At 44.0% G+C, this 14,236-nt stretch carries 11 protein-coding genes and 1 pseudogene; 10 read left to right on the plus strand and 2 right to left on the minus strand.

The window, feature by feature from the left end:
• Nucleotides 1–59 precede the first annotated feature (59 nt).
• On the minus strand, nucleotides 60–848 hold the full coding sequence (locus tag ACUN27_RS08070; protein ID WP_315953458.1) for a cytochrome c oxidase assembly protein: 789 nt from the start codon (nucleotides 846–848) through the stop codon (nucleotides 60–62).
• Nucleotides 838–1,302 carry a DUF2243 domain-containing protein gene (locus ACUN27_RS08075; RefSeq protein ID WP_315953457.1) on the minus strand — a complete coding sequence of 155 codons (465 nt, stop codon included), beginning with the start codon at nucleotides 1,300–1,302 and terminating at the stop codon, nucleotides 838–840. The genes ACUN27_RS08070 and ACUN27_RS08075 overlap by 11 nt, the downstream gene beginning before the upstream one ends.
• Before the next feature lie 334 nt (nucleotides 1,303–1,636).
• Between ACUN27_RS08075 and ACUN27_RS08080 the strand changes: the two genes are divergently transcribed.
• The 10 genes and pseudogenes from ACUN27_RS08080 (at nucleotide 1,637) to ACUN27_RS08125 (ending at nucleotide 14,166) form a co-directional block, all read left to right on the plus strand.
• Nucleotides 1,637–2,923: an IS110 family transposase gene (locus ACUN27_RS08080; RefSeq protein WP_315956298.1), complete on the plus strand. Its 1,287-nt coding sequence runs from the start codon at nucleotides 1,637–1,639 to the stop codon at nucleotides 2,921–2,923.
• A gap of 783 nt (nucleotides 2,924–3,706) precedes the next feature.
• Complete coding sequence (locus ACUN27_RS08085) at nucleotides 3,707–6,292, plus strand: CehA/McbA family metallohydrolase (protein WP_315952227.1); 2,586 nt, start codon at nucleotides 3,707–3,709, stop codon at nucleotides 6,290–6,292.
• Between the two features lie 535 nt (nucleotides 6,293–6,827).
• The gene (locus tag ACUN27_RS08090; protein WP_445558709.1) at nucleotides 6,828–8,114 is read left to right on the plus strand and encodes an IS110 family transposase; all 1,287 of its coding nucleotides are present in this window, start codon (nucleotides 6,828–6,830) and stop codon (nucleotides 8,112–8,114) included.
• A gap of 448 nt (nucleotides 8,115–8,562) precedes the next feature.
• Nucleotides 8,563–9,099 carry an RNA polymerase sporulation sigma factor SigK gene (gene sigK / locus ACUN27_RS08095; RefSeq protein ID WP_315952224.1) on the plus strand — a complete coding sequence of 179 codons (537 nt, stop codon included), beginning with the start codon at nucleotides 8,563–8,565 and terminating at the stop codon, nucleotides 9,097–9,099.
• 64 nt (nucleotides 9,100–9,163) lie between these two features.
• Nucleotides 9,164–9,839 (plus strand): annotated as a pseudogene (locus ACUN27_RS08100) (ABC transporter ATP-binding protein).
• 169 nt (nucleotides 9,840–10,008) lie between these two features.
• On the plus strand, nucleotides 10,009–10,278 hold the full coding sequence (locus tag ACUN27_RS08105; RefSeq protein ID WP_445558710.1) for a hypothetical protein: 270 nt from the start codon (nucleotides 10,009–10,011) through the stop codon (nucleotides 10,276–10,278).
• A gap of 129 nt (nucleotides 10,279–10,407) precedes the next feature.
• Entirely contained in the window at nucleotides 10,408–11,223 is an 816-nt protein-coding gene (locus tag ACUN27_RS08110) for a Cof-type HAD-IIB family hydrolase (protein ID WP_445558711.1), read from the plus strand.
• A 37-nt stretch (nucleotides 11,224–11,260) separates the two neighbouring features.
• Entirely contained in the window at nucleotides 11,261–12,106 is an 846-nt protein-coding gene (locus ACUN27_RS08115) for a sugar phosphate isomerase/epimerase family protein (protein ID WP_315952136.1), read from the plus strand.
• 384 nt (nucleotides 12,107–12,490) lie between these two features.
• The gene (locus ACUN27_RS08120) at nucleotides 12,491–13,345 is read left to right on the plus strand and encodes a carbohydrate ABC transporter permease (protein WP_418936958.1); all 855 of its coding nucleotides are present in this window, start codon (nucleotides 12,491–12,493) and stop codon (nucleotides 13,343–13,345) included.
• A complete protein-coding gene (locus ACUN27_RS08125) occupies nucleotides 13,342–14,166 on the plus strand; it encodes a carbohydrate ABC transporter permease (RefSeq protein ID WP_315952133.1) in 825 nt (274 codons plus the stop codon). Before ACUN27_RS08120 ends, ACUN27_RS08125 begins: the two co-directional genes overlap by 4 nt.
• Nucleotides 14,167–14,236: the final 70 nt, after the last annotated feature.

The raw sequence follows: 14,236 nt of genomic DNA on the forward strand, positions 1-14,236 counted from the left end.
TTATTTCAACAACTTAATAAACTGATCAAAAAACCTCACTTCAATGAAGTGAGGTTTTGCTAGGTTTCAGGTACTAATGAGTTACGAGGGTGTCTGATTTTTAACCACTGATAGAAAAAGATAATAATAATAAAAGTGTCAATTGCATCCCCACCATAATACATAAGCTTAGCACCGGTTTCCGCTTGAGTGGCTGATATTCCAAGTGGGGGGTTCACATAAATGGTTTTAGATAATATGCCATGTGCGGCTATGGTAAATATAAAGATAATACCACGGTAAACGTAGCTAGTTCGATGGGGTGGTCTGTCGATGTAAATCATTGAGATTGTGAATAGGTAACCTGCAGTAAATATATGTAGATGAACTATTATATGTAAAATTGAAAACTTGTGCATGTTCGAATATAAGTTGGTTGTGTATAAGATACATAGTCCACCGATGTTTAATATTGAAGCTACTAAAGGATCGCTTAACATACGAAACGGCATGCCTCTAAGTATCCGTGAGATCCTACGAGCAGATTGTAGGGGGAGAGTCCTTAAGATGAGAGTCACAGGTGCTGCAAGTGCAATGAATAGAGGAGCCAGCATCCCAAGAAGTAAATGACCTATCATGTGCGCTGTGAAGTTTATGTGTGAAAGATTTGCTATAGGGCCAACAACAGATAGCGCAATACATAGTAAACCTATTAACCAGTAGGTATAACGTGAGAAGGGCCATTGCTTATAGGTGCGACTGGATATGACTGCAGCGTACAGATAAAGAAGTAACACAACTGAAAATAGGAGTATGAGGATAAAGTCAGAGTAAGCGCCACTACCATGAGAAAAATGATCATTTGTCATCCGAAGGTGCCCTCTCGACATGAACATTAATCCGGGAATGAATAGTTAAAATGATTCCAACGAAAAGCATAATTATAGCGCTAATATTCCATATGGTATCGTAAATGATGACATTCGGGATGTAACGGATTTGATGAAGTTGCAAGATTTTATGTTGGATTGTTCCATCATATAGTTGGAAAAAGCCAGCACCTAGTAAAATGCCGCTAACCCACCTTTTTAGGTATAGCGCTTTTCTACGTCGAAGATCTGCAAACATAAATAGCGACCCAACCGTCACAAACCAACTAAAAGCGTGAAACAAACCATCGGAAATCAAACCAATTTGGGTCGTGGATTTGTCGTAGAAATGATGCCAATGCAAGAGTTGATGAAATACTGTTTCATCGATAAAGCCGACTAAACCAAGGCCAAATAATATACCCGACCACAGATTACGGTTAGCTGTTTCCACTTTTTATAACTCCTTTTGAAATTCTCCAGCTACATATTTTATTTTTAATTTGCCCTGTTTATGGAATTGTAACCACTTATAGATTCAAGAGGATGATAAATTGAAATAGGAGGTGAACTTGCGGAGACCGTAGCATAAATGACAGGTGAGGTCATTACGCTAACGGATAACTATAGTACAACCAGATCAGGGAGCAGGCCGCACGGTGCTGCTCCCTGATTCATTGAACCTTCCTGTAGGACCTAAGAAATGGTCTTTGTCAAAAAAGGAGCGCCTCGGTATGATGGGTTTGTCCACGGGTTTGAAACCCAACACCATCAAGGAGGCGCTCTTTATGAAGTTTAAGCAATCAGACGAACAAAATCAACGGATAGAAAGAATAACTCCAACTCACTTAGTAATTGGCATCGACATGGCGAAGGATGCCCATGTTGCACAGGCAACGAACTTTCGCGGAATAGTTCTTTCAAAACGCCATCTTTCCTTTACCAACAACAAGGATGGGTTTGAAAGGTTTGGCCGTTGGGTTAGTGAATTGCAGCAGAAACACCGATTGAACAACATAATAATTGGAATGGAACCGACGGGGCACTACTGGTTTAATCTAGCGAATTGGTTGGTAGAACAGAGGTTAAACGTTGTTCTGGTGAACCCTGTTACGACTAAGAGAAACAAGGAGAATAGAGATAATTCTCCCTCCAAAAATGATCCAAAGGACGCTCTTGTCATCGCGGATGTTGTCAGTAGAGGGTATTACTCTGAATACACGAAGCAATCACATTCTTTTCAGAAGTTACGCGTTATCATGAGCGATCGAGAGTTTTGGGTGGCGAATAGCATACGGCTTCAGAACCGAATCATTCGCTGGCTGGATATCCGTTTCCCCGAATTTACTTCAGTTTTTTCGGATTGGACCTGCAAGCGATCCTTAGCGACGCTTTATGAATCCCCTGTTCCAGCAGACTTACATGGGATGACTACAGCAGAAGTCATAGCAAGCTGGAGAAAGCACATGAAACGAGCAGGCGGTACCACAGGGCTAGAGAAGGCTGCCCAGCTCATCGCTTCTGCAGCTAGAAGTATAGGTGAAACTACAGCTACTCACGAAGCCAAACAAGATTTGCGCAGACTACTCGATGAATATTGTCGCATTGTTGAGATTCTAGAGAATATTGAAGAAGAAATCCTGGTGATCCTAGATAAGATACCTTTGGCTCATCAACTTCGCTCCATTCAAGGTCTTGGACCCATATTCATTGCTGCTATCCTTTCGGGTGCAGGTGATCTAAATCTGTATTCTCACGGGAGACAACTTCTGAGAAGAGCAGGTATGAACCTAGCCGAGAGTATGTCGGGTAAACGGAAAGGGCAGATCGTACTCTCAAAACGGGGAGATTCAACTCTGCGAAAGTATTTGTATTTAGCTACGTTACGTCTTATTGGTAACAATGTGTTGTTTCGGAAGTGGCATGAACATAATGTACAAGTACTGCACATGAAAAAGTACCGTTCCTTGTTTAAATTAGTTGGTAAACTAGCACGTATTCTGGTTGGTATGGCTCAACGAGGAGAGTCTTTTTCACCTGACAAAGCACGTATTCATGACTGTGTAGCAGCTTAATGTAAATCTAGATTACGTAGGTTGGTTCATTCGCAGGATTACAAAGAAAGCACGGAGTACCGATTACCCGTTACTTAAGGGCACTGACCCGCACGTTGAACTTGATCGGCCTCCACCCCTTGGACAGGTGTAACGAAGGAAGGTAAGGGCATAGACCCGTTGAGATATGGGAGGGTGAACCTCCGAGGGCATTGTGGAGAATGCGTGCAATAAATGGAATTATGAGGAAATTAAGTCTTATCCTCTATTTGCGCATACCTTTATGGCCGTTCGGTGGTGCCACCACCACTACTAAACCGTTGTATCCTTTTTCCAAGAGGGATGTAATCCTGCGAATGAGCGAGTAAACGTGAGAAAATCCCTTAATACCGAGGGAAGTAACGGGCAGATTAGTTGAAAATCAATCGCGGTGAACCGTATCATAAGTAAGGCGAAGTTTTTGATTGTAACCGCTTGCTAGGCGCGGAAAAGTGCCCTAGATGGAGAGATTGGCGTGGTGAGGTCACCTGAGGGAAAGATCGGTGGGCAGGTGGCCTTCTGTGGGTGAATTTAACGGAAATTTCAAAGAGGATTAATTTTTCATGTCGTGTTGTGTATACTCCTCTGTACTGACACGAGCGTAGAGCACAACCCTCAGTATCTTGTTCATGTTTGCAAAATGCTCAAGTAATTAATTGAGCAAGGATATTGCTGAATAACATCGAAATATATAGCTGAAGAGAATGAATGTTTGCTTTGTCGTATAAGAGAGTAGAAACGACCACACTAAAAGGCGGTGTTCTTATGAGACAGAACAAGTTGAAAGCGTCTTCACACTTTACTCCTGTTGAATTAAACAATTGCTATAACAAGAAAATCAAGGAGCTAACCAATCAGGATTGTTCTGAGAGAGTTCTGGAGAATAAAGAGCACTTGTTGAGCGGGGAAGATGTTTTGTGGGGTATTCCTTTCCAACTGGGGGCAGAAGAAGACAAATGCGATGTAGTCGTATTGAACGATACGGAAGCATCGGTTTCTTTCGTACAACCCATTCACGAGAAATACCTCATTTTCTTGCATGCCGTGGATTATAAAAGTTCACCGGCTTCTGCAGATGGTATTATACACCCGATGATGGGGAATCCAAGGCTGGGCGAAGTGGTTTGCGAATATATTCTTGAATACAGCGACGGTTCCAGCCATTCCGTTCCGATAAGACGCCGTTTCCAAATTAATGAATTCCAACGCAGCTGGGGAGAAAACAGCTTTGAGTGCGTTAGCCATGCAAAGCCTCATGCCATACATACAACCACAGATAGCTTTAAGCTTGGCGAGATGCCGGAGAAGGATTGGGGAGGCAGCCAGTTCAGATTGGTTGGACCGGGAGAACGTAGTATCATGCATCATTGGCTCTATGCTTTAGAGAATCCGTTCCCCGAGAAAAATTTAATATCGATTAGAATGGTTCCACGGGATGGAGTTGTGTTCCTGTTTGGCATAACCAGAAGCCATCTGGAAACGAACCCGCTAAGATGGGAAAGCCGGAGGAAAACAAAGTTTTCTGTCCCCGAAGGCGGGAAGTTGAATAGATTTGGTGTGTACACAGCTATTGAATTGGATTTAGGAGCAGTTATCTCGATTACTCCCCTGCGGAATTATGACCATACGAATTGGGATAACAGCTATACCAACCAACAACCGAATGTTTCAACAACGGAAATGATTATCGAATATACGGCTCATCCGGATGCTTGTGTCTACTATGGGGAACAACGCGAGCATACATGTTATGTAAAACATTTGGAAAATGAGCAGTCTCCCGTATTTTTGTCGTTAACGTATCAATTCAGGAAGGTAACGGTTCGAGTTGTGGATCAAAAAACAAATAAACCGGTGCCTTCAAAGATTCATATTCATGGGCCGCTAGGCGAATATTTAGCTCCGATCAATCGCCATCGTATTCCAAATCCTTACTGGTTCGAGGATTATAGTACAGACTACGTAAATGGGAACCACTTCTGGACTTATATTGATGGCGAGGCGGAATATAAGCTTCCGATCGGCGAGCTGTTCATAGAAGTTACAAAGGGCTTTGAAATAAAGCCTATCCGCAGCAAATATCAGGTTAGCCCGGAAACGAGCGAAATCATTATACAATTGGAGCATTGCCTGCCTTGGCGGGCCAAAGGATGGGTTACCGCAGATACGCATGTACATTTCCTCTCCCCGCAGACTGCTTTGCTCGAAGGGGCTGCCGAAGGCGTGAATGTCATCAATTTGCTGGCAAGTCAATGGGGGGAAATGTTTAGCAGCGTTGGCGATTTCGATGGTAGAACGACCCTCGGCAGTCGTGAAAATGGTGGAGACGGTGAATATCTGGTTAGGGTCGGTACGGAGAATAGGCAACCAATTCTAGGTCACATCTCGTTGATTGGTTATGAGGGCAGGATGATTTTGCCTTTATCCTCAGACGGTCCGACTGAAGCTGCTTTAGGAGACCCGCTAGAGACGACAATTACCGAATGGGCCCGCAGGTGCCGTGAGCAGCACGGTATCAGCATATTGCCCCATTTACCGAATCCAAGGGCGGAGGGTGCGGCATCCATCATTCTGGGGGAAATCGACGGAGTCGAGATGTGTTCCTGGGGAAATTTATATGATGGAATAAGCAGCTATTCTTTATCCGATTGGTATAGATACCTGAACTGCGGCTATCAAGTGCCGGCTGTTGGCGGAACGGATAAAATGTCTGCAGACACTGCAGTGGGTACAATCAGAACGTACGCTTTAATAAAAGAACAATTCACGTACCAAAGTTGGATGGATGCCGTTCGTAAGGGGTTAACCTTTGTTACGTATGGACCGCTTCTCGATCTTTTTGTCAATGGATATGGAATGGGTTCCCAAATCGATTTGCCGAAAAACGGGGGAACGCTGGACATCCTATGGGAAGCAGCCACGGCTACGATCCCTGTAACCAAGATTGAACTGGTGATTAACGGAGAGACAAAAGAAGTCAAAACGGTGGATCCAACACAGCAAAATTATTCTGGAAGCTGGTCAGTTAAAATGGAGAGAAGCGGATGGCTGGCATTGCGAATTCGCGGACAATATCCGGGGAGACCGGAAGTCATCACTGCCCATTCTAGCCCTGTGATGGTCATTGTCGACAATCAGCGAATCATAAATGCAGCCGATGCGTTAACAATACTTGATCAAATAGAAGGATGCACAGCTTATATCAGCACACTGGCGACAAAGGCAGAGGAAAGCATATATAAAAAATTACTGATGGATTTAACGAGTGCTCATCGAGCCTTGCACCACCGTATGCATCATGCCGGGATTCATCACCACCATAATGTTGTGAATGACCATCACCACCACTAAAATACTGCCTCCTGCCTGTTCGAAGCACACCCCGAAGGAACGCGTCCGCCCTCGTTTCTTCGGGGGTTTCTTTTGCCCGCATATATTGGGTCATCTGACCACGCTCCAGTCCCTCGTGATATATAGTAAAATGAATTGAGGTAGTAAGTTCAGTTTTTGGGGGATTAGGGATGCCATCTTATGAATTTGAGTTGAAACCGAAAGAACTACTTCGACTACTGTTCTTTAAAAAAATCTGTCCTGTCTGCAAGAATAAGTTGGTGAAAAATAATGAAAAGACCTTTCTCGAAAGAGGTTGGTACAAAATGAACGGAACTCATTATTATGGAAACCAATATCACTTGAAGTTTCGTTACTACTGTGGAAATTGTTCTAGAGACATACAATTGCTTGAACTGCGACATATTAGATTTTTTAAAGACAAGCAGTCTTTAAACTAAACAATCCTGTAGAGCTTAAGAAATGAGCTTTGTAAAAAAAGGAGCGCCTCGGTATGATGGGTTTGTCGACAACACATCAGGGAGGCGCTCTTACTATGAAGTTTAAGCAAATAGATACACAAAATCAACGGGTCGAACAAATTACCACCTCGCATCTTGTTGTAGGAATCGATATGGCGAAAGAAATACATGTCGCACAAGCTACAAACTTCCGCGGAATAGTGGTTTCGAAACGTCATCTTTCGTTTTCCAATAGTATTGAAGGGTTTGAAAAACTGAGCCGTTGGATGAGTGAATTACTGCAGAAACATCAGTTGAAAAAGCTCATTATTGGCATGGAACCGACCGGGCATTACTGGTTTAATCTAGCCAACTGGTTAGTAGATAAAGGTGTGCATGTGGTTATGGTTAATCCGGCCACCACGAAGAGAAATAAAGAAAACCGGGATAATAGCCCTTCAAAGAATGACCCAAAAGATGCGCTTACCATCGCAGATTCTGTAAGCCGAGGCTTCTATTACGAGTACACCCGTCAATCACTTGTGTTCCAACGCTTGCGGACCATGATGAGTGACCGAGAATTTTGGGTGACGAATAGTGTACGGCTGCAGAATCGAATCATTCGCTGGTTAGACATTCGTTTCCCGGAGTATACGTCTGTATTTAAAGATTGGACTTGTAAGCGCTCATTGGCGACTCTCAAGACCTTCCCTTGTCCACAAGATCTTGAGAAGTATACGGTAACAGATATCATTAGCGCTTGGCGTGTCCATATGCAGCGTGCTGGAGGGACTACGGGGATGGAGAAGGCCTCGCAACTGATCGCACAAGCTAAGCGAAGTGTTGGAGAACGAGTTGCTGTTGAAGAAGCAAGAGCAGATTTAAAACGACTCATTGAAGAACATGAGCGTGTGACCTCCATGCTAGAACAGATCGAGAAGGATATCGAAGTGCTGCTTTCGGAGATTCCAATGGCGCAGCAACTTCGCAGTATAAAAGGACTCGGTGAGATCTTCACCGCGTCCATATTAGCTGGTACAGGGGATTTAAGGCAATATGCACACGGACGCCAGGTTTTACGGAAGGCAGGTCTTAATTTGGCCCAAAGCACGTCCGGAAAGCGCAAGGGACAAATTGTTCTTTCAAAACAGGGAGATTCCGCCTTGCGAAAATATCTCTATCTTGCGTCGGTTCAACTCGTTTGGAATAATCCCGTTTTTCGCCATCTGCATGAACAAAATTTGCAGGAAAAGAAGATGAAAAAGCAGCAGTCGATCTTTAAGTTAATTGGGAAACTAGCGAGAATCTTAGTTGGTATTGTTCAACGGGGAGAAAAGTTCATACCAGAAAAAACTATTTTGAACTGGACTGAAGCAGCTTAAGTTCTGAAGATACATCACGTATATTGACTCGTTCACGGAATTTCACACAAAGAAAGCACGGAGAACCGAGTTCGTTCCTCTTAAGGGCTAAGACCCATCCGCTAAACGCGATCGGTCTCCACACCTTGGACAAGTATAACGAAGGATTGTAAGGGCAATGACCCGTTGAGTTATGGGAGGGTGAACGCCAAGGGATTTGTGGAGTATGTGTGCAGTAGAAACTAATTGGGGAATATTTCCTAATAGTCTTCTATTTCCGCATGCCTTGCCCGCCCCCTCAAAAGGTCTACCTGTTCTCTATCCTAAAATTCACTTGATTTAAGGTGATGAAATTCTGCGAACGAGTGAGTATATGTGAGATAAACCCTTAAAACCGAGGGACGAGGAACGATAGCTTAACATCGAAAGAACTGCCGGGTGCAGTTCTTTTTTCTGTTACCGGTCATTTGTGGGTTTTACGTTGCTTCGTGTTCACAACCTCAAAAAATTCGACAACACCGGAGAAGATCTAGAGGACTTGATCTCGATCGGAACGATCGGCTTGATTAAGGCGATCGAGTCTTTCTCACCGAATAAGGGTACGAAGCTTGCAACTTTTGCGGCTCGGTGTATCGAAAACGAAATACTTATGCATCTTCGCTCATTGAAGAAAACACGCAAGGATGTGTCCTTGCACGATCCCATCGGAACGGACAAAGAGGGGAATGAAATTACTTTGATTGACATCCTCGGTACGGAAGCCGACGATGTCGTAGATAAAGTGCAGCTCAAGATAGAGAAAAGCAAGATTTATCGGAACTTAGAGATTTTGGATGATCGCGAGAAGGAAGTTGTTGTCGGGCGGTTCGGGTTGGAGCTTGGCGGGGAAGAGCGGACGCAACGGGAGATAGCGAAGGAACTGGGCATTAGCCGCAGCTATGTATCACGGATTGAGAAGCGGGCGCTGATGAAGCTGTATCATGAGTTTTATAAGGCGAAGCGGTAAGGTCGGTCAGCCGGAGGAGTCGCATACTTCATTTATTTGGGATCAGATAATGGAGGCGAAGAGGATGACCTTAATCCAGATTGAGCATGTAAGCAAGAGTTATGTGATGGGCGGGGAAACGATTCGTGCGTTGGACGATGTCTCGTTAGATATCGATCACGGTGAGTTCGTGGCGATCATGGGACCGTCGGGGTCAGGGAAGTCAACGCTGATGAATATTTTGGGCTGCTTGGATATTGCGGATGATGGGGACTATGTGCTGGACGGAAAGGCTATTAATCGGCTCAAAGATGCACAGCTAGCTGAAATAAGGAATCGGAAGATCGGGCTTCGTTTTCCAGAACTTTAATTTGCTGCCACGGCTGAATGCGTATGAAAACGTGGAGCTGCCGCTTATTTACCGGGGCATGAGTAAGCGTGAAAGGGAGCCGCTTGTCATGCAGGCATTGGAAGCCGTTGACTTGGTGGATCGCCGGAAGCATTTGCCTTCGGAATTGTCCGGCGGGCAGCAGCAACGTGTTGCGATTGCGCGGACATTGGCGGGAGATCCGGCGATAATACTGGCGGATGAACCGACGGGGGCACTGGATTCGAATACAGGAGTAGAGATTTTAAATATATTCAAGAGATTAAATGAGCAGGGCAGGACGATTGTGTTGATTACGCATGATCGGCAGATTGCCCAGCAGGCGAAGCGGGTTGTGTATTTTCGGGATGGGAAGTTGAGTGAGGTTGGATAGATGAGGACCGGGACTCCGTTGGAGTTCTGGTTTTTTATTTTGTTAATATGGCCTTGGGACTAAACTAACGGGAGGATAATGGAAATATCTGTAGAAAAAGTTATTTGGGCCATCCAATACTCATGTATGTATGGAAGAGGTTTTTTATATTCAAAGACCCTCAGTGCATATGCAGAAAAAGCTATGCATGGATTTTGACGGATTATCGAACGACGACAGCAACGTTTGGCTTCTGGAAGTTGCCGAAGGTGATCATCTGGTTCTGTTTGCAGGTGATGCGCCTCTCCCAAATTTGGAACGCATTGCGAAACGCGAACTCATTCGTCCACACGGCTTCAAGGTGGGGCATCATGGTATGATGGACGCTTGGAACGAGCAGATACTGCAGCTGTTTTCGCCGGAGTGGATCATCATTACGAACCAATCACGAAGAATATGAAGTTTTTGGAGAGGATTGGATACAGCTATCGCAATGCTCAGACAGCAGGTTATTCGTAACAGGATCAGAAGCGAGCACGTATTATCTTGTATCCCTCTTACCGTTGATGCCAGAAAGGATAGAGCTTTTATGACACCGACAGTACGACCATATCGCATGGTAGTGACCGATATTGATGGGACACTAGTTGATTTAGAGCAAATGATCAGCGAACGCAATATGGCTATGATCCATACTTTTCAGCAACAGGGCGGTATCGTCACCTTGGCAACAGGCCGTATGGAAGACGCAGTGCAGCATTTTGCAGAGGAACTAGACATTCGTCATCCCGTTATTCTCTATAACGGAGGGAAGATCGTAGATTTAATAACAGGAGAATGCTTATTTGAAGCGAAGCTGACGGTTGAAGTCGTTAGACAAGCGATCCAACTGCAGCAAAATGTTACGCTGGATATGATTTTTTATTCCGAACGAAAGTTATGGGTGAAGGAGATTACTCCTATAATTTCTACCTATATGAAGAAGGACCGTGTGCAGTGTCTGGAGTGGGATTCGCCGGATTTCTTGTTAAAGGGCAATGTGAATAAAATTTTAATAATATGTGAAGAGCAGGATTTTACGGCTGTGTTGGATGTCTTCCTGCCGGTAACGGGAATTGAATGCGAGCTGGTGCATTCTGAGTCAACGTATTTGGAAATTTTGCCGCAAGCGGTATCTAAGGGGCATGCCCTCAAGCTGCTTGTTGCACAGATGGGTATCGAGATGCAGGACGTGATTGCAATCGGCGATAATTTAAACGATTTGGAAATGATTCGCGAAGCGGGGCTAGGCGTTGCTGTAGATAACGCTCATCCCAAACTGAAAGTGGAGGCACAATATATTGCCAAATCACACTTGAATCATGCGGTTGCGGAAGTGATTGAGAAGTATTGTTTACAGAAATAATAATTTCTTTCATTAAAAGAAGTGGAGGATGCAGCACATGATTGTCGGATTGGGAGAATGGGGTTTACAGTATCTTTCGATTGAGGAGCATTGCCGGATCGCTAAGGAGATGGGCTTTCGTTATCTCGAGCTTGGAATCGGAGGTGATTATCCAGGTAGAATCCAAAGGAATATAAGTTTACGGCAAATAGGTGATCTTATTACCACTATGCAAGATTATGGTATAAAGGCGCCTTTCTTCGCGCTGGATAGCGACTTTACTTTGGAGGATCCGGAAGCGTTGCGAAAAATGAAATTGCAGGTGACACACGATATCCAACTAGCCGTCCGTTTTGGCGCCACGCACATCCGTTTGTTTGCCGGGTTTGAGCTTGCTTCCAACATGACGGAAGAACGATGGATTCGAATGATGCAAGCATTCGCCGAAATGAACGAACTTTGCTGTGCACATGGCATGGTCATTTCTATTGAAACACATGGACGAATTACGAAAAAGAACGATGGATTCATACAAGAGCATACGACAACAACAGAGTGGAATTGTTTACAGCGGCTGTTGCGGGAACTGCCTCCGGATGTTGGCTTCAATTTCGATCCTGGCAACTTGAAAACAGTCGCGGAGGGACGTCCTTTGACAGATTACGCGCAGCTGTTAGGTAACAGAATTAACTACTGTCATATCAAGGACTGGAGACAAGTCGACGACTATTGGGTAGCCTGTGCGCCGGGAGATGACGATCTGGATTATAATGCCCTGTTAAAGGAAGTTACCTTCCAGGGCGTTTATCTAATTGAATACGAACAAACGAACGACGTTGTAGAAGGTATCGGCAGAAGTTTGACATATTTACGTTCCGTACGTCCGAATTTGCGAATGGAATGAGAGATAGCGACAGTCGATATCGGCATTCTTTGAAAATTACACGAATTGTAACGATAGGGATATTATGGTTGACAGTAATCTTTGATAACGTGTATTATGAGTATAAGTTAATAATTGTGATGGAGACAGGGAGATTCACATAGATTGCATGCCAATGGGCATGGCAATTTATGTGTTTTTTTTCGCATCTTTCACCCGTTTCCTCCGAATGGGCGAGACGGAAAATAACGATATATCAAAGCGTTATAGGGATACGAGTGACCTTAGCGTGTAAATGTAATTTTTTGAAAGAGAGGGGTATGCAGCTTGTTAGTTAATGAAAGCGCTTTAAAAGGTGAGGCAACTGAGAGTGCACCAGCAAGGAAAAAGAAGTGGGAGGAGAACATATTAGCTTATTTATTTCTCGCACCTTCCTTAGTTTTGTTTACAATGTTTCTTTTTTATCCAATGGTTAAATCTGTTTACCTGAGTATGACGCTCACGGATCCTCGCGGTAGGGTTGTTGAATTTGTCGGGCTTGATAATTTCATCGATTTACTTGCATCAGGACAGTTTTATTCCAATTTAAAAGTGACATTGTTGTTTATCTTGTTTACGGTACCAACATCAATCGTATGGTCCCTGTTTCTGGCAGCGATCACTCACAACAAACTGCGGGGCATGAAAGTATTCCAGTTCATATTTTCTCTGCCAATCGTCATTTCAGTAGGTACAGGGTCGATTATCTGGTTCTTGCTGTTCCATCCAACCGCAGGCATGCTGAATTACTTTCTAAGCATTGCACACATCAATCCGGTTCCTTGGTTAACAAGCCCTTCGTGGGCACTGTTTTCTATATCGCTGCTGACAATATGGATGAATATGGGGTTTCTGTTCATTGTGCTGTCAAGCGGTCTTCAAGGAGTTCCGGAAGAAATTTATGAAAGCGCTAAAATAGACGGTTCAAACCCGATGCGGACATTTATACAAATCGTTCTGCCGCTTCTGTCACCAACGATTTTTTTCGCTCTTATCGTGTCCGTGATCGGCGCTTTCCAGGCCTTTGGACAAATTCATATTTTGACAAAGGGTGGTCCTATGAATTCGACCAATGTGATCGTGTATTCCATTTATCAGGACGCTTTTGTTAATTTTCGTTTCGGTATCGGCAGCGCGCAGGCTTTGGTTCTCTTTGTGATTATCATGATCTTGACTGTGGTGCAGTTTAAAGTTTTAGAAAAGAAGGTGCATTATCAATGATTGCGAAAAGGATCACACCCACCCTGAATTACATATTGCTAGTTGTGCTGGCCCTTGTCGTTCTGTATCCACTGTTATTTACGGTATCCTCATCGTTTATGACAGAGAAGGAAGTTTCTAACTTTCCACCGCCATTATTTCCTTCTCAGTTATATCTTGAAAACTTTAAGAACGCTATTTCGGGCTTTCCAATCGTGCGCTTTATCCTGAACAGCTTTATTGTATCTTCGGGGATTACGGTAAGTCAGGTTATCACGTCTAGTTTGGCTGCTTACGCTTTTTCATTTCTGAATTTCAAAGGAAAAAAAGTATTGTTCGCCATATTTCTGTCGACCATGATGATTCCATGGGAAGTTACCATTATTCCTAACTATCTGACCATCAAAAATTGGGGATGGATGGATAGCTACCAGGGGCTGATCGTTCCGTTTATGGCTGGGGCCTTTGGGGTATTCCTGCTTCGCCAGTTTTTCCTTCAGCTTCCTAATGAGCTGTTTGATGCAGCAAAAATTGACGGATGCGGGCATCTCCGAAATTTCTTCTCTATCGTACTTCCGCTATCTCGTCCTGCACTTTCTACTTTAGCGGTTTATGTTTTCCTTACACACTGGAATCATTATTTATGGCCACTGTTAATTACAAATAGGGCGTCAATGCGAACTGTACAAATTGGGGTTTCTATGCTGCAGCATGCAGAAGTCATGTCGTGGAATTTGATTTTGGCGGGAGTTACGATCGTTCTGCTACCTTCTTTCCTTTTATTGGCGTTAGGTGTGAAACAATTAGTACGTGGAATTACCGCAGGTGCTGTAAAAGGTTAAACGAGCAATGATCCACCTGTTATCAAACAGGTTTATCATAGATATTTATCCACTTTAAGCGAGGAGAGAT

Source organism: Paenibacillus sp. WC2504 (assembly GCF_052682475.1).